Below are 18436 nucleotides of genomic sequence, written 5' to 3' on the forward strand. Positions count from 1 at the left end.
ACATTCCCTCGTGCTTGACCAGGCGACGCGTCCGCGTTGCCGGAAATCAGGACAGCGCATTGGCCAGTTTTGGCAGTTATTTTCACTCTTACGCGGGCGGCTGCCGCATCAGTGCGCAAGCCGTTGACTGCCGTACCGCGCAGGTGCCTACAAAATCATCAAATCAGTCATTAGAAATCATTGCGCAGCCGGTCAAAAATGGTTATGTTGGATTAGAGGATGAATGGGATGACGAGGATGCGGTTTCGCCCTGCATGCGCCTGCCGATGAAGACGTTGCCCGCGCGAGCTGCCCCACAAAGGAGAGTTATGACTCCAAATAGCGCGCCAACTTCTTCGCGAATCGCCCTACAACCCAGCCGCCCCTCGATGCTCGACGCCTTGGGCGAATTGCGAGTTCCGCTCGAGGCCACAATTTATTGGCTCGGCGCGCTCGCCCATCCTTGGCCACACGTAAAGCCGCTCAACAGCAAAGTCGTCATGCTTATTCCGGGTTTCCTGGCTGGCGACGTGACGCTTGCGCCGTTGGCGAATTTTTGCCGATGGCTCGGTCATCGCGCAGTCTATGCGGGAATCTGGTCGAACTCCGAATGCCCGCGCGACACGATGCGGAAGTTGAACTTACGGCTCGCTTTGGTCCATGAGAAATTCGGGCAGCCGATCGTTCTGATCGGCCAGAGTCTCGGCGGCGTTTACGCGCGGGAGATTGCCCGCGAGCACCCCGAAATGGTCGAGCGGGCGATCACGCTTGGATCGCCCATCAGGCAACCGCGCCGCGCAGCCAACCTTGCCGTGCAGGCGGTTGCGCGATCGATGGCCGCACTGCGCGGCAAGGCTGACGGATGCCTCAGCGAGTCGTGCCAGTGCGGACTGATGTTGAGCGACGAATCGTCCGCGCAGGTCCCGGCCACGCACGTGTACTCGCGCACCGACGGGGTCGTGCACTGGCAAAGCTGTGTCGATTTGAGCGGCGCGCCGACGGTGGAAAACGTCGAGGTGACTGGCAGTCACGTCGGGATGGGATTGAACGCCGATGTGTACCGCGTGATTGCGGATCGACTGGCGATGCCGCATAGATCGCGGCTCCATCTGGCGTATTCACACGCCGCGGCCGCGCAGAATTGAATCCAGCGCGCGCTCTCTCACGCGCGCGTCCGTACAGGCGGAGTGATCGCGCCCGCGATCAGGAAATGCTCGACCACCGCGCGGCCCGGCTCTCCGGTCCCCGTCGGCGACTATCGCGGCTCGATTTTCAAGGATCTGTGTCGCGCTTCACCCCGCGTTCGCGCCAGTAATTTCGAAGCTGGCCCATCCGCGCCAGCATCCCGAGCGCATCGACCGGCGCGTCGTCGGGCTGTCCGTTCAGATCGCGGTAGCACTTATCGACGATCGCGACCAATCGCTCCGGCAGCGTCCATTTCATGAAGCGGCCGAGGTCGGTTCTTCGCGCCGCTTCGTCAGCGTCGAGGCCGGCCTCGAAATGACGCGCCGATTGCTCGCGCACCAGCGTGAAATATTCGCGCAGCTCGAGCAGTCCTTCCTTGCCACACAGCGGTCCATGCCCCGGCACTACCACCGCCGGATCGATCGCCGCCAATTTGTCGAGCGCGCCCATCCATCCCCTAAGCGAGCCCTGCCACACGACCGGCGTGTCGGTGTAAAAGAGCAGGTCGCCGCCGAACAGCACGCGCGCGTCGGGCACGTATGCGGCGATGTCGCCCATCGTGTGCGCGGGACCGAAATGCATCAACTCGACCGCGCGATCGCCGAGATGCACCGTCATCCGTTCGTCGAACGTCACGGTCGGGAGGCACCTCCTGATGCCGCGAAAGTCGAACATCCCGAACGCCTCGCGCACGTACTCCAGGTCGCGTCCCGGAATTCCGTCGCGCATCATGCGCTCGAAGCCGGCCGGATCGCCCGCGCGGCGCATTTCCTCCCTGCAATTGCGATGCGCAATTATCTCGGCGCCTTCCACCAGCTGATTGCCGTGCACGTGATCGGCGTTCGAATGAGTGTTGACGAGAAAGCGCACCGGGATCGGGCACGCCGCGCGCATCGCCTCGAGCATCGTGCCGGTGAGCGGCAGATCGAACAGCGTATCGACGATCAGCGCGGATTCATCGCCTGCCACCAGGCCCGCATTGTTGCGGCTCCATCCCGTGGTCGGCTGCATCCAGGCGTGGATACCGGGGACGATCTTCTCGAGCGATGCCTTGGTTGATTCCATGGCGCGTGATTCTAGTGAGGCGCCGCGATAGCGCAAAGCGCGGAGCCAAAAAAAGAAACGCCGGGGGATCTCCCGGCGTTTGTGAGGAATCGAATTTGTCGAGTTGCCTACTTCAAATTCGCGTTGGCGAAATCCCAGTTGGCCAGTTGCCACCACGCCTCGACGTACTTGGGGCGCGCGTTGCGATAGTCAATGTAGTACGCATGCTCCCAAACGTCGCAGGTGATTAGCGGCGTCTGGCCCTCGCGTATCGGGCATCCCGCGTCATGGGTTGCGACGACTTGTAACGAGCCGTCCTTCGCGCGCACCAGCCACGCCCATCCGCTGCCGAAGTGACCGGCGGCAAGCTCGCTGAATTTTTTCTTGAACGCGTCAAAATTGCCGAAGCCTTTCTTGATCGCGTCGGCGACCGGACCCTTGGGTTCGCCGCCGCCCTTCGGACTCATGGATTTCCAGTAAAAGGAATGATTCCAATGCTGCCCCGCGCTGTTGAGGAGCGGCCCCGGTTCCGCCGTCTTCACAATCTCTTCGAGCGAAGCGCTCGCGAATTTGGTGCCCACGATCAGTTCGTTGAGCTTGGTGACGTAGGCCTGGTGATGCTTGCCGTGATGATACTCGAGCGTCTCGGCGGAGATGTGGGGTTTCAGCGCGTCCATACTGTAGGGAAGGTTTGGAAGTTCAAAAGCCATGGTGAAACACCGTCCTTTCGGGCGCCGACGCGAAATGCGATGTGCCGCCGCCCGGCTGCGGGTAAAAGTTGAACCCAAGATTCCGGTATCTAATTTAGTTTTGCGCCCGATGGGGCGCAATGGGGACGGTAGTCTTCGGGCCGCTCACCGCGACTGCTTCATTTTTTTTCGCCGCCTCGGCCAGAAAAGCCACCAAGTCGTCGATCTTATTGGCAAGCTGAGGCTGCGCACGCATGTTATGCGTGGTGCGCTTGGGTTTGTACCCGGGCGGATACTTGAGATACAGAATGCGATCGGCAACCAACTCGCGCGACGAACCCGCGATCGGCGGTCCCTTGCTGCCGGCCAGGTTGGGATCGCGGTTATGGCAAACCATGCAGGTGGTCACGTACGCGATTCGCCCCCTCTCTGCCGGCGTCAACGGCCTCGACGGACCGCAGGCCGACACTGCTATCGCCAATATCGCCGCGCCCGCGCCGAGCCACGATTGCCATCGTGCCCGCGCCGCGGTTCCTGACCTGAATAAACGGCCGAAGACTGTTTGCACGTGGGCTAGAGTTCGCGGCGGCCGCTAAGCGCACTGGTCAGAGTCGCAGAATCGGTGTATTCGAGGTCGCCGCCGGCCGGCAGTCCACGCGCCAGCCGCGTCGTCTTCACGCCGAGCGGTTTCAGTGCGCGCGCGATGTAAAGCGCGGTCGCCTCGCCCTCGACGGTCGCATTGGTCGCGATTATCACCTCGCGAACGACCGCGGGCGGACTTACGCGGGCAATCAGTTCTTTCATCTTGATGTCGTCGGGGCCGATGCCGTCCAACGGCGCGAGCGCGCCATTGAGCACGTGGTACACGCCTCCAAAACTGCGGGCCCGCTCGATAGCCATTAAGTCCGCCGGTCCTTCCACTACGCAAATCACCTCCCGTTCCCGCCGCTCGTCGTCACAAATCTGACAGCGTGGATGATCCGACAGCCCGAAGCAACCCGAGCACAGACCGACGCGTTCTTTCATTTCGAGCAGCGCTTCGGCCAGCGCGATCACCTGGTCGCGCGGCCGATTGAGCAGATTGAACACCAGCCGCGACGCTGTCTTCTCGCCGATCCCGGGCAGCCGCGACAGTTCTTTGACAAGCCGCGTCATCGCAGGAGGCAGCCCGTCCTGGTGCTTGAGGTTTTCCGGCATCGCGCGCTCCGTCATTCGGCGCCGAAGCCGGGGATCTGCAGACCCTGGAACGGCCCGAGCTTGCCCATCTCGTCGGCGAGCATCCTCTGCGCGCGAGCCATCCCGTCGTTGACGGCGACCAGGATCAGGTCTTCGAGCATCGACTTGTCGTTGGCCGCGACGATCGCGGCGTCGATTTCTATTTTGCGCAGGCGCAGCGAGCCGTCCACGACCACGCGCACCATCCCGCCGCCCGATTGAGCCTCAACGGTTCTGGCTGACGCCGTTTCCTGCATCTCCTTCATTCGCAATTGCAGCTCTTGCGCCTGCTGCATCAATGCCGACAAATCTATTTCTGCCATTCTGATTGCTCCTTGCCGCGAGCTCCCCTTTGCGGCGTACTACTTTGATTCCGGGCCGCGCCTTCCTTGGCCGAAGCCGGCGTGAGATTCGGTATTCTGAGTTCCACCAGCCGCGCGTCCAGCGTATCGAACACTCTGCGCACCGCGGGATCCGCAAGCACCGCTTGCCGTTCCTCGGGTGTCGCTGCGCGCAGCGCGGCATTCATCGCCGGCGGCATCGGCGCGATTTCTCCGGTTGATTCAACCGGCTTCGATGGCGCCGCCTCTTTTTGCGCGCTCTTCGCGGCAACCGGATTATTTGTATCCGCCGCCGGCGCAGACGACAATTCTCGCGTCCGGCCGTTGCCGCCGAGCGCGATCGCAGCGCGGCCGGCAGAGCCAAGCTTGGCCGCCCCGTTGGTCGAAAGCTCGACTCGAATCGCGCGGCCAAGATGCTCGCTGGCAAGCTCCGCAATCACCATCTTGTTGTCGTTGAGATAGCGGACGTAAATTTCGTTTCGCGCCGTGACCGTCAGCAGGTCGCCGTCGAGCGCAAGTCCCGCGCCCTGCTCCATGAAACCGGCCAGCGCGGCGCGCCGGCCCCGGATGAAATCGCGCAGCTCGGGAAGTTCGCGCGGGCGGTCATCTTGAAACTCATGGCGAAGCGGCGCATCGGCCTTGACTTCGCCCTCGACCCGCAGCCGCCGCGCACCGCTGGATTGCTCCTTCGATGCGCTCTGCGGCTTCGCCGCGCCCCGGCTGCTTAAGCCGCCGCCGGACGGCGCGGGTGGAGTCCCGGAGGTCGGCGCCGGCGCAGTCTTGTCCGCGCCGATCGCGCGCAGCAATTCGTCGGCGTCGATCACCGCCGCCAGCGACGCCATCCGCACCACCGCCATTTCGAGCAGCAGGTCGGGGTACGGCGAGCGAAGAATCTGTTCCTGCGAATCGGCCATCAGACGGAACAGCCGCATGATGTCGCGCGCGCTCGCGCCCGCGGCCAGCCGCTTGAGCTCCGTTGCTTCGTGATCGGGAATATCGTCGAGCGGGCTATCCGCGCCGCTGGCGGGAAGTTTCGCGACCGCGAGATTTCTGAACGTTTCGAGCAAATCGCGCCCCAGCGATTCAAGGTTTGCGCCGCGGCTCTTAAGCTCACGCACGTGCGCCAGCGCTGCGGCCGCGTTCTTCTCCAAGATCGCGCCGGCCAGTTTCAAAACCGTAGTCCGGCTCGCGACGCCGAGCGACGATGCCACCTCGGCCTCCGTCACCTGCGCCGGTGCCGTTGCCATCGCGGTCTCGAGCATCCGCTCCGCATCGCGCATGCTGCCGCCGGCCTCGCGCGCGAGCAGCCGCAGCGCGCCCTCCTCGGCCTCGAGCCCTTCGCGCCGTGCCAGATCCTTCAGCCGCTCGAGAATCGTCAGGTACGGGATGCGCCGAAAGTCGTAGCGCTGCAGGCGCGACAGGATCGTTTCCGGCATCTTCTGCGGCTCGGTCGTCGCGAGGATAAACTTGACGTGCGGCGGCGGCTCCTCGAGCGTCTTGAGCAGCGCGTTGAAGGCCGAATCGGTCAGCTGATGCGCCTCGTCGATAATGTAAATCTTGAAGCGGTCGCGCGCCGGGCGGTAGCTCAGGTTTTCGATTATCGCGCGCGCGTCCTCGATCTTGCGGTAGGTGGCGCCGTCGATCTCGCTGACGTCGAGCGAGCGCCCGCCGCGAATCTCCACGCAGGCCGCGCATTCGCCGCATGGCTCGGCGGTCGGTCCTTTCTCGCAATTGAGGCATCGCGCGAGAATTCGCGCCGCCGTGGTCTTGCCGACGCCACGAATCCCGGTGAACAGAAACGCGTGCGCTATTCGGCCCCGCTTCAGCGCTTCGCCGAGCGTGCGCGTCACGTGCTCCTGGCCCACCAGCTCCGAGAAGCGTTCCGGCCGCCATTTGCGCGCGAGTACGAGATGTGTCGTCAGGGATTCGGCCATCGCGAGATCTTTTCGCACTGGAACTGCCCGTCGAATGATAGCCAGGCACCCCTGCGGCACAGGGTGGCAGCCGGTACCGTTGCTTCCTTCCGGACCTGGCGGGGTTCGCGGCCTTCCCTTGCGCAGGACCCGGCTATCAGCGGCGGGCAGTCCCGATAAATTGCTCCAGCGCGCGTTCCTTTTGCGCGTCCTATTAGAATATCACAGCGCCGCCCATGCAACCGCTGATGACGAAAATGTTTCGTGCCGCATGTAACTCGATTGTGCCGCAACTGGCGCGACTCTTCGAGCGCCGCAAGAGGCCCGGGGGTGATGGCGTGCGCCGCGCCCGGTTGCTATCACAATTGTCATGGGTTCGCCCGCCGATAAGGTCGCCATCGGCCTCATCCAGATGAGCTGTGCGCCCGAGCCGCGCCTCAATCTCGACAAGGCAATCGCCAAAATCGAGGAGGCCGCCCGGCGCGGCGCGCAAATCGTCTGCACCCAGGAGCTGTTCGGCGCGCACTACCCATGTCAGACCGAGGACCCGAAATTTTTCGATCTCGCCGAGCCGATTCCCGGCCCCACCACCGAAGCGCTCGGCGCCGTGGCCAAGGCGCGGAAAATCATCATCGTCGCGTCGATCTTCGAGCGTCGTGCGGCGGGCGTCTATTACAACGCTGCCGCGGTCATCGATGAGGCCGGGAAAATCGTCGGCCGCTACCGCAAAATGCATATCCCCGACGATCCCCGCTACTATGAAAAATTCTACTTCGCCCCCGGCGATCTCGATTTCGCCGCGCACCCCACCTCACGCGGCCCCGTCGGCGTGCTCGTATGCTGGGATCAATGGTTCCCCGAAGCGGCACGGCTCACCGCGATGGCTGGCGCGCAGATTCTGTTCTATCCGACCGCGATCGGATGGTGGCATGGCGAGCCGGAAACAGTCCGTCCCAAACAGCAAGACGCCTGGGAGACGATCCAGCGCAGCCACGCCATCGCCAACGGCGTCTTCGTCGCGGCCGTCAATCGCGTCGGCGTCGAGGGTGAACTCGAGTTCTGGGGCGATTCATTTGTCGCCGATCCGTTTGGCGAAGTAATCGCGCGCGCCAGCACCACCGGCGAGGAAACGCTGGTGGTCGAATGCGACCTCGCCAAGATCGAGGAAGTCCGCCGCAACTGGCCCTTCCTGCGCGATCGCCGTATCGACGCCTACGCAGATTTGACGCGCCGCTTTCGATCGTAGCCGTGAATCCCATTCCACCTGAGCATCGCCGCCTGCTCGCGGCCTACCGGATGCCGCCCGAATGGGCGCCGCATCTCGCCTGTTACCTCGCATGGCCGCACAATCTCGACACCTGGCCCGGCAAGTTCGACCTTATCCCGCCGATCTATGCGGATATGGTCGCGGCCATCGCGCGATTCGAGCCCGTCCGCCTGATGGTCAACAATGAAACGCAGATCGACGAAGTGCGTGCGATGATTCGCGACGCCATCCGCCGCCGGGGCGATAGCGATGACGCGGCGACTGGGGCCGTCGATATATTTTATCTGCCCACCAACGACGCATGGGCGCGCGACCACGGCCCGATTTTTGTCAACCGCCTCGCAACCGATTCGGCCGCCGGCCCAAATCAGATTGCGCTGGACTGGCGCTTTAACTCGTGGGGCCGGAAGTACGGCGCATTCGATCTCGACGACGTTGTCCCGCAAAAACTTGGGGGCCGCTACGGCTTCGATGTGATCGAGCCGGGAATCGTGCTCGAGGGCGGCTCGATCGACGTCAACGGCGCCGGCTCCGTGCTCACCACCGAGTCATGCCTGCTCAACCCCAATCGAAATCCCGCGCTCAGCCGCGCCGACATCGAGGATTACCTGCGCACATATCTCGGCGTGAGCAACGTGCTATGGCTCGGCGACGGAATCGCCGGCGACGACACCGACGGCCACATCGACGACCTCGCGCGCTTCGTCGCCCGCGACACTATCGTCACCGTCCTCGAGGACGATCCCGCCGACGTGAACTACCCGGTGCTGCGCGACAACCTTAACCGCCTGCGCGCGATGCGCGATCAGGACGGCCGCCCCTTCAAAATCGAAACTATCCCGATGCCCCCCGCTGTCATCTACGACGGCGCGCGCCTGCCCGCCTCCTACGCGAACTTCTATATAGCCAACGGCGCAGTCCTGATGCCGAGATTTATGTCCCCGCAGGATAACGTCGCGGCCTCGACGCTCTCCCGGCTCTTCCCCGGCCGCCGCGTCGTCGGTGTCCCCTCGACCGACCTGGTCTGGGGGCTGGGCTCCGTTCATTGCCTGAGCCAGCAGCACCCCGCGCCCCCGACCGCGTCATCCTGAGCGAAGGCTGCTGAGCGAAGAATCTCGACGGGCGCTCCATCCGTCGCCTCCTCCGAGACCGCTCCCGTTCCTTCGACGGAAGGGGCCAGGGGTTGGCTGGTCCCGCGTCCAGGGATGATCTGTTCAGCCTGCCCCCGGCACAGTTTCTCTGCTACGCGTACAGCATGGGCAAAGCCACGACCCTCCGCACCTCGCTCGAAAGCGGACCGCCCATGCTTTCACCGCGACCCCGAGTTCCAGTGAAAAATAAAAAAAAATTTGACGGAACAAAGCTAGCCCTAGAGCGTAGCCGTCCCAAAACCACAAGGGAATGTATGAATTGCTCATTCTATATGAAAATCGAAAGCTGAAAAACGCGGCTTGAGGCTTCCCATCAGATGTCCGTCGCCTCCGATTCACGTAAGTCCACCTGCCATCCGCAGTTTCAATAAAAGATTAAGAATCTTAATCTGAACTTGACAATCTTAATATTTTAGTCAATATTTCCAAATATGAGGCCGATAATTCTTAAATGCCCGTCATGCGATGGAAACCTGACAGTCGCGCGCCTGCGATGCCCCGATTGCTCGATCTCCATCGACGGCGAATTCGCCCCGCCCGCCCTGCTCAAGCTCAGCGGTGCGCAGATCGATTTCGTCGAGGTCTTCATCAAGAACCGCGGCGTAATCCGCGAAGTCGAGCGCGAACTCGGCGTCTCATACCCGACCGTGCGCGCGCGACTCGACGAAGTCATCACCGCGCTCGGCTACTCCGCCAAGTCCGCTCCCGAGGCCGCGCCTTCCGACGACGACGGCTCGCGGCGCCGCTCGGTCCTGGCCGATCTGAAGCGCGGCAAACTCACGCCCGAGCAAGCGCTCGCTGCGCTCAATGAGCCGCGCACAAAAAACGACTGAGCAAGTGAAAAAGTGGAAAAGCGAAAAGTGAAAAATGAAAAAATCAACGGAGGAAATCCGCCATGGCTATCTCGACGCTTGAAGGAGTTGAATCAATCCGCATCCTGCGCGCCGCCGGGAATCTGAAAATCACCGGCGTTGGCCCCGATCGATCCGCCGTCGAGATCGATTCGAACACCGCGCCGCAACTCACTCGCGACGCCGGCGTCGCCGAAGTGACGCTGCGCGACAACGCCACCATCGCGGTCCCCGCCGGCGTCGCGGTCGAAGTCGAAGATCTCGCCGGCAACCTCGACGTCTCCGATCTAGCCACCCCCTTCGTCGTCAAGCGCGTGCGCGGCAATCTCCACGCGCGCCGCCTCGGCGCCATTTCCATTCGCGACACCGTCAGCGGCAACGTCTCCATCAACCAAGCCGGTTCGGTTGAAGGCCTCAAAGTCCGCGGCGCGCTCTCGGTTGAATCCGCCCGCGCCATCAGCTTCAGCCTGGTCGCCGGCGAATTCGATTGCCGCGCGATCGACGGCGAAGTGGCGATCGAAAAAATCGCCGGCGGCGCGCGGCTGCTTGGCCTGCGCGCGCCGTTCATCGCCCGCATCGTCGGTGGACATCTCGAAATCGAAGACGCCGCCCACGTCGAAGCCGGCGCCGTCGGCGGCAAGGTGCGCGCCTCGAACCTGTCCGGCGGAGTCCGGATCGGCAAAATAGGCGGCAAGCTCGCGGCCGACAGCGTCGCCGGCGAAGTCGCAGTGGGCCTGGTCGGCGGCAGCGCGCGCATCGCCCGCGTCGGCGGCGCGCTCAAGCTTGAAGATGTGGGCGGCGCGGTCTATCTCGCCGGTCCCTTTCCGGCCGATAAAACGTGGAGCGTTAGAAGCCGCGGACGGGTCAACGTCGAGGTGGATGCGAACGCTTCGCTCGAGCTCGACGCCGCCGCGGGATGGGGTCGAATCCGCACCTACGGCGTTGACGCCGCCGGGCTCAAGTGGCTCGGCCGCAATCATGTTCACGGTCCGATCGGTCCCGAACCGGCCTCAGGTGCGCGCATGAAACTCGCCGTCGAGACCCGCGGCGCCGACGTGATTGTCGCCAGCGCCGACGCGCGCGAGCGCGATTTCTGCGGCCGCGGCCACCGCGCGCGCATGAGGGGCGCATGCTCGGCCCCGTTCGAGGATCTCGCCGGCGAGCTTGGCGGCGAGATTCCCGCTTTTGTGCGCAGTGTGCTCGACGCCGCCGGCCAGTTCGTCGCCGAGAGTGGCGGGATGTCCGGCACAATCGTGCGCGAAGTTACCCGCGACGTGAAACGCAGCGTCAGCGAGGGTCTGCGCGAAGTCGAGCGTGCGATCGCCGAGATCGAAGAGTCGGTCCCCGGCGAGGTCGGCGACCGGCTCGGCAAGCTGGGCAGGGAAATCGGCGATCTGGTGGCGGATGCCGTGCGCGGCGGTTCGCGCGAGGCGCGCCACGAGATGCGCGAGCGGGTGCGGCAGGCCGCGCGCGAGATGCGCGACAAGATCCGCGAAGCCGCGCGCAACGTGCGCAACCGTTCGCATGATCGAGCCGGCAGCGCTACTCAGTCAACTACTCAGTCGGCTACTCAATCGAGTGCTGGGTCGGACGCTGAAATGGATACTAAAATACCGGCCTGTGATAGTCAGTCGTCGCGGTTCACGCCGGGCGCAACTGAGAAACTGAGCCGCGACGACGCGATCCTTGAAATTCTCGCCGCCGTGAAAGACGGCCGGCTCGAACCCGACGAGGCCGACGATCTGATCAACGCCTGGATGGAGGTTTCCCGCGGCGCCGACGCTCCCCGCCACTGACGCGCCCACCCGCGCGCCCGGAACTTTACTTATCGGGCGTAATGGGTGAAGGGCCACTGCGTCTTGTCGTCTGTGGACGGATCGCCGAGCCCGGCGTCGCGGTGGCGGTCGCGGCTGTGGAAACCGATTCCGCGGATTCGCTCATCTTGCCGCTTTGAGATCTGGCCGCGAGAACTGTGATGAAAGCCAGCAGGACGATATTCAGGAGAGGGGATAGCGGTATCAAGGCGTATTTCGCCACGGCCCGATCGGCAATCGGAGCGAGCCATGCAAGCACGAGCGCCGACTTCTCGAAGGGAAGGAAGCCGCGCTCGATCCCCTCGATTGCGAGCCATGCGATTCCAACTCCGACCAGGGTCAAGTCGTAGTCGAACAGGTATGGGGTCGCGAGCAGGCCGCAAATCACGAGCGCGGCGGCTTTAAGGCGGTAGGAACAATTACCTGTCCACAGCCACACAAGCACAAGCGCTGCCGACAGCGCCGCGAGGGCTTGGACGGCATACGCTATTCGCAACGACAGGCCCCACAAACGCGCTGCAGCGAACACACTTTGCTGGTAGGAATAGGGGATCGCGCCCTGTTCGAGGACGATCCAGTGGGGCAGCCAGATCGAGTGAAAAAACGTGAGCCAGGTCTCTGGCCCGAACGCGAGCAGCGACAGCGCAATAATCCCCAGCGATGAAACGGTGGCGGCAAGAAGGCATTGCCATCGCCGCGAGAGTACGAGAACCAAGGGTACGAAAATCCCCAGATGCGGCTTGATCACGAGTAACCCGAATAGGAATCCGGCGAGTACCGGCTGCTGTTCCAGGTAAAGCAGGCCGCCGCCAAGCAGAGCAGCGCTCAGGAACCCATTCTGCCCATTGATCAAATTGATCCATGCACCCGGAAAGGCGAGTGCGAGCCATACGGTCTGTTTCCATGGCGCGGTTTTCCACAGCACCGACAGGTAGGCTGCGAGAGTCGCCAGAGTCCACGCAGCCAGCGCCCATAAGTAGGGAACCAGAGCGAGCGGTAGGACGATCAGAAGAAAAGTCGGCGGATAATACCATCCGCACAAGCTCACCTCTTGTCCACCGACCGCGGCTCGTTCCGCCACGTGTATCATCGCGAGATCGTAGACCTGCTGAGGATGCCCCGAGAGAGCCAGATACGAGCCACCCCAGCTGTTGATGAAATCGGCGCCGATCGCGGTTCCCTCTCGATCGACCATCCCATGCATGGTGCTCACCCACAGGATGTAGGTGAGCACATAAGCAGCGACAAAAAGCTTGGGGTAGATCGAAATCCGCTGGGCCGTGATCCACGGCGCGTTGCGAAGCCAATTCAAGACCGATCGCTGAGAATGCGAACTCACCAATGTCCCCCACCGGCGCCTATTGGGGCGAAACTCTACCGGAGGCCCGACGGCTTTCAAATACTTCGGTTCCCAGCAGTCTTGCTCTTTGGCCGCGGCGCGTTTGTGGTCGAGCGTCGCTGGTCGTTGACCTTGGACATTGCAACTCACTAAGGTCCTTTGGCGGTGAAGTGCCGCTGCTGTATCTTTTCGGGATTCCGATAATCGGCTGGGGCGGATTGGCGCGTCCATCGGCTTCCGGAGCCGAAGACGCACCGGGTTTCGGCGCGATTGCCGGTGAAGGAGTGCGCGCGCGTGGCGGAACAGAAAAAACTTTCGGGCGTTGCAATCGGCCTGATGTCGTTCGGGCCCTTTGTCCTCTACGGCTTCGCTTCCGGCGCCAATCACTGGCGCGTGGCGACCGGCGGGGGCTTAATCCTCTGCCTGATATTTCTGGCCGTGCGGCGCCGTCGCGGTGACTCGATCAGACTGATGGACTGGACCACGCTGACCTTCTTCGCGATCGGCTCAGTCCTGATGATAGGCCTGCGCTCGACCGCGTTTCCGGCCTACAACGTGGTCGTCATCTGGTCATGCTTTGCGGTTGCCGCGTGGAGCTCGGTCGCGATCGGCCATCCGTTCACCGCTGCCTACGCCCGCGAAAACGCGCCGCCCGAGTTCTGGGATCATCCGGTCTTCATCCGGCTTAACCTGGTGATGACTCTTTTCTGGTGCGGACTGATGACCGTCAACGTCGGCTTCGCTGTGACCGGCGTCATCATCGGCGGCAACTTCGGCAAGCTGGTCCCCGGATTTGCGCTGCCGACGGCATTGCTGATTGCCGGGTTCGTCTTCAACAGTCGTTTTCCCGCCCGCTACCTGGCGCGAGCCGGGGTGACCCTCGGCGACGGCGCGAGCCAGGCCGTTCCCCAGTAAGGAGTTTCGGTTTCTGGCAGGCGCGGGCGAAGCCGGCAAGCGAGACGGTCGCGATGAGAATTCGTCCGGCGGAGAAATAGCGCGGCGCCCGGGCGGCGCGGCTACGGCATCACAGTCTTGAGCGCGTCAAGGACTCTCGCCGTCAGCTTCGGGTTCATCGTTTTGCCCTGGAGCGCCATCGCTTCGAGGATCAGGAACACGATTTGCGGGATCAGCTCGTAATCGGCGCCGGCCGAATCGGGACGCGGGAAGAGTTCCTTGAAGGATTGATCGATGAATTCCGCCATCCGGCCGTTCGCCGCGCTCACCGACTCGCGCAGATACGAATCGGTGCGGCTGGCGGCCACCAGTTCGAGCCATGCGGTCGCCAGCCGGCCGTTGGCAATCTCCCACAACAAATCGATCGCCACGGCCCGCCGATCATTCTCATTGGTCAGCCGGCTGACCTTCTCCTTCATCTCGCCGAACATCAACTCGAAAAGGTGCTCGACCGCGCAGGTGAGCAATTCCTCTTTCTTGGGAAAATGGTAGAGCTGCGCACCGCGGGAAAGGCCGGCGCGCTCCGCGATTTCGGAAGTCGTCGTGTTCGCGTAGCCGCGTTCGATCAGGCACGCAATCGCCGCGTCGAGAAGGCGGCGCCGCGTTTCCGCGGTTTTCTCGTCCTGCGTCAGCCGAGGCCTGAAACTATTTCCGGTTGGTGAAGAGGCGCCCATCGCGGCGCCAATCGTAGCAGACCGTGAATCGCGATCAAGCAAGCTCTGTCCCGCTCGAACGGATCGTGAAGACGTTTACCTGCGGTATCGGCATTTCAGGCGATATGAAGTCAGCAGCAAACGACGCGGTGGAAATCCGGCGCAGCTGCGCAAGCAAGCGGCAAATGGGCAGTTGTTGTGATACGCTCATCGCCGAGGACCATGGAGAGCGGATTGGCGAAGCCGTATAGCTCTGCGGAACCTTCGCAATGAGCGCAAGCTTGGGGGATGATGCGCCGGCTGCCGGATCGATAAACGTCGAAACGGCGGCGCCGTCGCGGCTCAACAGGATATCACTTTTCCATTACTCACCCGCCTTAATCTTCATTGTCATCGTCGTTGCGGATACGACGCGGCTGGCAGACCCGGACCTATGGGGGCACGTGCGATTCGGACAGGACGTGCTCGCGCAGCGGCACCTGATTTTTTACGATCGGTATTCGTATTCGGCGCCGGGGCATCTGTGGCTCAACCATGAATGGCTGAGCGAGGTCGTGATGGCTGCGATATACAACGCTTTCGGCACGGTCGGACTCAAGCTGATGAAGTTCGCCTGCTCGGCTGCGACGATCGTTTTCCTCGCGCTGGCACTGGAGGATACCGAATCGCCGGCGCGCGTCCAGTTTGCAATCCTGATCGCCGCGAGCGCGCCCTTGGCTACGCACCTCCAGTTCAGACCTCAGATCTTCACCTTCGCCCTGATGAGTTGCCTGCTCGCGATTCTTTCGCGCTACAACTACCGTGGCCGCGCCCCGGTGTGGCTCGCGATTCCGATGCTCGCGGTGTGGGCGAATCTGCATGGCGGCTTCATCATGGGTCTCGCCGCGCTGGGCACGTTCACCGCCGTGGTATTCGTCCAGGACCTGCTGGCTCGCCGCGGGATGCGTCGCGCGGCGTGGCTCTGCGCGATCACCGCCGCTTCCACCATCGCGACGCTCGCGACTCCGTATGGCGTCGGTACCTGGCAGGCCGTCATCCATGCGCTTGCGAACCCTCACACGCGCACGACCATTCTCGATTGGCTGTCGCTCCCGCAGTCGTTGCTTTTCCACTGGAGACAGAGCCAGGTGGCGGGCGTCGCCGTCAAGATTCTGGCGATCGCGATGTTCGTGGCGCTCGGCGTGACCTTCATTCAGACGCCGCGCGGTGGCGACATCGCGCTGATTGCTATCGCGGCTCTGATGATCGCAGCGGCGTTCCTTGCGGTCAGAAATCTTCCGCTTGCAGTGATCGCGACGGTTACTCCGCTCGCGCGGCATACGGCGCTGGCGCTGGCGGCTCGGCGCGAGCGCTTGGGCTTGCCGGTGGCGCATGCGAAGGAGCGCTCTCCAACGATAAATCAGTTGATGGTCGCGGTTGCGGCGTTTGAGTTGCTGATCCTGACCGGGCTTTTCTCGAAAAAGATGGCGGCAAGCGATCCATATCCGGTCGGCGCAATCTCTTACATGAAGCAGCATCACCTGACCGGCAACATCCTGGCCGACTTCCAATGGGGCGAGTACGTCATCTGGCACACGGCGCCGGCGAGCAAGGTCTTCATCGACGGGCGCTACGACACTGTGTATCCGCCCAAGGTTATTGACGATTACCTGCCGTTCACCAAGGGCGAAGTCGCCGGCAAAGAAATTCTGGCCAGCTATCCGCACGATTTCGTCCTGGTTGGGCCAAAGAACGATCCCCCGTACCAACTGATCATCGCGCAACCCGGGTGGAAGCAGATCTATCGCGACGATTCCTGTGTCCTGTTCGCCCGTGACACTTCGGCCGCGGCAAGGCTTGCGCCCATAACCGTTTCGGCCAAAGACACTCCTGAGAATTCTTTTCCTTGATTTTTCCTCCCGCCTTCGCGGCGACGATCGCAGCAGATCGGAAATCACGATTTTACGTGCGATATCGGCATTTCAGGTGATATGAAGTCTCCATGCCGGGATTACAGGGCGTGACAACAGAAGCGAAGGGCATGAATCCCTGGCGGCGTTCGATCGCCGATTACACCGATCGCCGCGTGCTGCTGATCCTGCCGTTGGGCTTCGCCAGCGGACTGCCGCTGCTGCTGACCTTTTCGACCCTGTCGGCCTGGTTCGCCACTGCTGGCGTCAGCCGTGCCGCGATCGGCGCCTTCGCCCTGGTCGGCACACCGTATGCCTTCAAGTTCCTGTGGTCGCCGCTGATCGATCGGCTGCCGCCGCCGATTCCGCTTGGACGACGGCGCGGCTGGGGCATCGCGATTCAGCTCGCACTCATTGCCGCGACGCTCGCTCTGGGTTCATGCAACCCGCAGGTCGATCTCGCGCTCATGGGGGCGCTGGCGCTGCTGGTCGCATTCCTTTCGGCGAGCCAGGACGTCGTTATCGACGCGTATCGGGTCGAGATCCTCACCCCCGAGCAGCAAGGGCCCGGCGCCGCCATGATCCAGACCGGGTACCGGATCGCGATGCTGGTCTCGGGCGCCGGCGCGCTGATCGTTGCGGCCCGCTACGGTTGGTTCGCGGCCTACGCCACGATGGCGGCGCTGCTGGGCGTGGGGATGCTCGTGTTTATTCTCGGACCCGAGCCGACGACGCCGCCACAGGTCGAGCCGCATGCCGCAACGCGAGGATGGGATGCGCTCCGCGATTGGCTCGCGACTGCGGTTACGGGGCCGTTTGCCGACTTCATGCGGCGGCCGAGGTGGCCGGCGATCGTCCTTTTCATCGTCGGTTACAAGCTCGGCGAAGCGATGGCGGGCGTGATGGCGATGCCGCTCTACATCTCGCTCGGTTTCTCGCTCAACGAGATCGCCGCCGTCTCCAAGCTGGTCGGATTCTTCGCGACTGTTGCCGGCGCGCTGATCGGCGGCGTGGTGACCTCGAAGCTCGGCGTGATGCGCGCCCTCATACTGTGCGGGCTTCTCCAGTCGGCCGGCAATTTGTTCTACGTGCTGCAGGCGGTGGGCGGCCATCGGCTCGACTATCTCGCGCTCTGCGTCGCCGCCGAGAACCTGACGGGCGCGATGGCGGGCACCGCGCTGGTGGCATATCTCTCCGGCCTATGCTCACCCGCGTTCACCGCTACTCAGTACGCGCTGCTGTCTTCACTGGCAGCGGTGGGGCGCACGATTGTCGCGTCTTCGGGAGGCGTGCTGGCGGACAAGCTCGGTTGGGTGCCGTTCTTCATCCTCACGACAGTCGCGACGCTCCCGGCGCTGGTGCTGCTGATCTGGATCGCGCGGCGCGACGCCAGGCCCGTGCCTGGGAGCAGGAACACTACGTTTGTGTGATCTGCCGAGCGATCGAGCGTCAGCGCGAATCCGTTACATGGATAACAGAATTCGTCGAATGAGCTTTATCGCGCGGGCTTATTATGCTCACGGATCAATTCGCCTGATACATTGCGGGCATGCGCGCTGTTCGACCATCCGGCATCCGAAGACTGCGGGGCCTTAAGAACATCTCCTGGCTCACCGCGCGCCAGCTCGAAAAGCTCGCCGACGCGCTGACCGTCAGCACGGTCGAGAAACGCGCGATCATTTTCGACGAAAAACATTCACCCGATTCCGCATATATCCTGCTTGCAGGGGTGGCGCGAATCACATGCCGCAATCGCAAGGGTCAACGCACATTGGTGATCATGGTCGCGCCCGGCATGATCCCCGGCTTCCCGCCGCCGGTACCCGGCATCAGTTACAACTTTCGCTGCGAAGCGCTCACCCCTTGTCAGATAGGGACGATTGACCTCGAGTCCTTCGTCGAAATATCGCTCGGAGTTGCTTCGGCAGACTTCAAACGGTTGGCAGCGAGCTACCTGGGCCGCTGGGATTTGGTTCAATTGCGCTGCGCAAATTTCATGAGCTGCACCCTGGAAGAGCGCTTGGCTCTGATTTTGCTCGAATTGAGCGAAAATTTCGGCGTCCCCAATACAAAAGGGATGCGCCTGACATTGCCGGCCCGCCACCGGGACCTGGCTGAGCTAGCCGGTGCCTCGCGGCCCCGAATCACCGAA

At 62.9% G+C, this 18436-nt stretch carries 19 protein-coding genes and 1 other RNA gene; 10 read left to right on the forward strand and 10 right to left on the reverse strand.

The window, feature by feature from the left end:
• The first annotated feature begins 368 nt into the window (after positions 1–368).
• Positions 369–1124 carry an alpha/beta hydrolase gene (locus tag VIO10_RS10515; protein WP_331963437.1) on the forward strand — a complete coding sequence of 252 codons (756 nt, stop codon included), beginning with the start codon at positions 369–371 and terminating at the stop codon, positions 1122–1124.
• Between the two features lie 127 nt (positions 1125–1251).
• Here the strand turns inward: VIO10_RS10515 and VIO10_RS10520 are convergent, their stop codons facing one another.
• The 7 genes from VIO10_RS10520 to ffs form a co-directional block, all read right to left on the reverse strand.
• Positions 1252–2229 (reverse strand): MBL fold metallo-hydrolase, encoded by a 978-nt coding sequence (locus VIO10_RS10520; protein WP_331963440.1) that lies wholly within the window; start codon positions 2227–2229, stop codon positions 1252–1254.
• A 107-nt stretch (positions 2230–2336) separates the two neighbouring features.
• Positions 2337–2918 (reverse strand): superoxide dismutase, encoded by a 582-nt coding sequence (locus tag VIO10_RS10525; RefSeq protein ID WP_331963443.1) that lies wholly within the window; start codon positions 2916–2918, stop codon positions 2337–2339.
• A 94-nt stretch (positions 2919–3012) separates the two neighbouring features.
• Entirely contained in the window at positions 3013–3339 is a 327-nt protein-coding gene (locus VIO10_RS10530; RefSeq protein ID WP_331963446.1) for a cytochrome c, read from the reverse strand.
• Between the two features lie 131 nt (positions 3340–3470).
• Positions 3471–4109: a recombination mediator RecR gene (recR, locus tag VIO10_RS10535; protein WP_331963449.1), complete on the reverse strand. Its 639-nt coding sequence runs from the start codon at positions 4107–4109 to the stop codon at positions 3471–3473.
• Positions 4106–4435 carry a YbaB/EbfC family nucleoid-associated protein gene (locus VIO10_RS10540; protein WP_331963452.1) on the reverse strand — a complete coding sequence of 110 codons (330 nt, stop codon included), beginning with the start codon at positions 4433–4435 and terminating at the stop codon, positions 4106–4108. Before VIO10_RS10540 ends, recR begins: the two co-directional genes overlap by 4 nt.
• Entirely contained in the window at positions 4423–6387 is a 1965-nt protein-coding gene (dnaX, locus tag VIO10_RS10545) for a DNA polymerase III subunit gamma/tau (RefSeq protein WP_331963455.1), read from the reverse strand. The genes VIO10_RS10540 and dnaX overlap by 13 nt, the downstream gene beginning before the upstream one ends.
• 36 nt (positions 6388–6423) lie before the next feature.
• An RNA gene (gene ffs, locus VIO10_RS10550) (signal recognition particle sRNA small type) lies at positions 6424–6522 on the reverse strand.
• A gap of 214 nt (positions 6523–6736) precedes the next feature.
• Here ffs and VIO10_RS10555 point away from each other — a divergent pair.
• From VIO10_RS10555 to VIO10_RS10570, 4 genes are all read left to right on the forward strand, one after another.
• Entirely contained in the window at positions 6737–7612 is an 876-nt protein-coding gene (locus tag VIO10_RS10555; protein WP_331963458.1) for a carbon-nitrogen hydrolase, read from the forward strand.
• Positions 7613–7614: 2 nt separating this feature from the next.
• Positions 7615–8724 (forward strand): agmatine deiminase family protein, encoded by a 1110-nt coding sequence (locus VIO10_RS10560; RefSeq protein WP_331963461.1) that lies wholly within the window; start codon positions 7615–7617, stop codon positions 8722–8724.
• Positions 8725–9215: 491 nt separating this feature from the next.
• Positions 9216–9617, forward strand: a complete 402-nt coding sequence (locus VIO10_RS10565) for a DUF2089 domain-containing protein (protein WP_331963464.1) — start codon at positions 9216–9218, stop codon at positions 9615–9617.
• A gap of 62 nt (positions 9618–9679) precedes the next feature.
• The gene (locus VIO10_RS10570; protein WP_331963467.1) at positions 9680–11431 is read left to right on the forward strand and encodes a hypothetical protein; all 1752 of its coding nucleotides are present in this window, start codon (positions 9680–9682) and stop codon (positions 11429–11431) included.
• Positions 11432–11456: 25 nt separating this feature from the next.
• Here VIO10_RS10570 and VIO10_RS10575 read toward each other — a convergent pair whose 3' ends face one another.
• Positions 11457–13019 (reverse strand): glycosyltransferase family 87 protein, encoded by a 1563-nt coding sequence (locus tag VIO10_RS10575; RefSeq protein WP_331963470.1) that lies wholly within the window; start codon positions 13017–13019, stop codon positions 11457–11459.
• Positions 13020–13082: 63 nt separating this feature from the next.
• Between VIO10_RS10575 and VIO10_RS10580 the strand changes: the two genes are divergently transcribed.
• A complete protein-coding gene (locus tag VIO10_RS10580) occupies positions 13083–13703 on the forward strand; it encodes a hypothetical protein (protein ID WP_331963473.1) in 621 nt (206 codons plus the stop codon).
• Positions 13704–13804: 101 nt separating this feature from the next.
• Here VIO10_RS10580 and VIO10_RS10585 read toward each other — a convergent pair whose 3' ends face one another.
• The gene (locus tag VIO10_RS10585) at positions 13805–14416 is read right to left on the reverse strand and encodes a TetR/AcrR family transcriptional regulator (RefSeq protein ID WP_331963476.1); all 612 of its coding nucleotides are present in this window, start codon (positions 14414–14416) and stop codon (positions 13805–13807) included.
• 23 nt (positions 14417–14439) lie between these two features.
• On the opposite strand from VIO10_RS10585, the gene VIO10_RS10590 reads away from it, so the two are divergent.
• From VIO10_RS10590 to VIO10_RS10600, 3 genes are all read left to right on the forward strand, one after another.
• Positions 14440–14646, forward strand: a complete 207-nt coding sequence (locus VIO10_RS10590) for a hypothetical protein (protein WP_331963479.1) — start codon at positions 14440–14442, stop codon at positions 14644–14646.
• A gap of 18 nt (positions 14647–14664) precedes the next feature.
• Positions 14665–16284: a hypothetical protein gene (locus VIO10_RS10595; RefSeq protein WP_331963482.1), complete on the forward strand. Its 1620-nt coding sequence runs from the start codon at positions 14665–14667 to the stop codon at positions 16282–16284.
• Between the two features lie 110 nt (positions 16285–16394).
• Positions 16395–17714, forward strand: coding sequence for an AmpG family muropeptide MFS transporter (locus VIO10_RS10600; protein WP_331963485.1), 1320 nt, complete (start codon positions 16395–16397; stop codon positions 17712–17714).
• 65 nt (positions 17715–17779) lie between these two features.
• On the opposite strand, the gene VIO10_RS10605 is transcribed toward VIO10_RS10600, so the two are convergent.
• Complete coding sequence (locus tag VIO10_RS10605) at positions 17780–17980, reverse strand: hypothetical protein (RefSeq protein ID WP_331963494.1); 201 nt, start codon at positions 17978–17980, stop codon at positions 17780–17782.
• A 21-nt stretch (positions 17981–18001) separates the two neighbouring features.
• Here VIO10_RS10605 and VIO10_RS10610 point away from each other — a divergent pair.
• Positions 18002–18436: Crp/Fnr family transcriptional regulator (locus tag VIO10_RS10610; protein ID WP_331963491.1), on the forward strand; the 435-nt coding region annotated here is incomplete at its 3' end.

Origin of the sequence: Candidatus Binatus sp. (assembly GCF_036567905.1) — a bacterium.
GTDB lineage: Bacteria > Desulfobacterota > Binatia > Binatales > Binataceae > Binatus.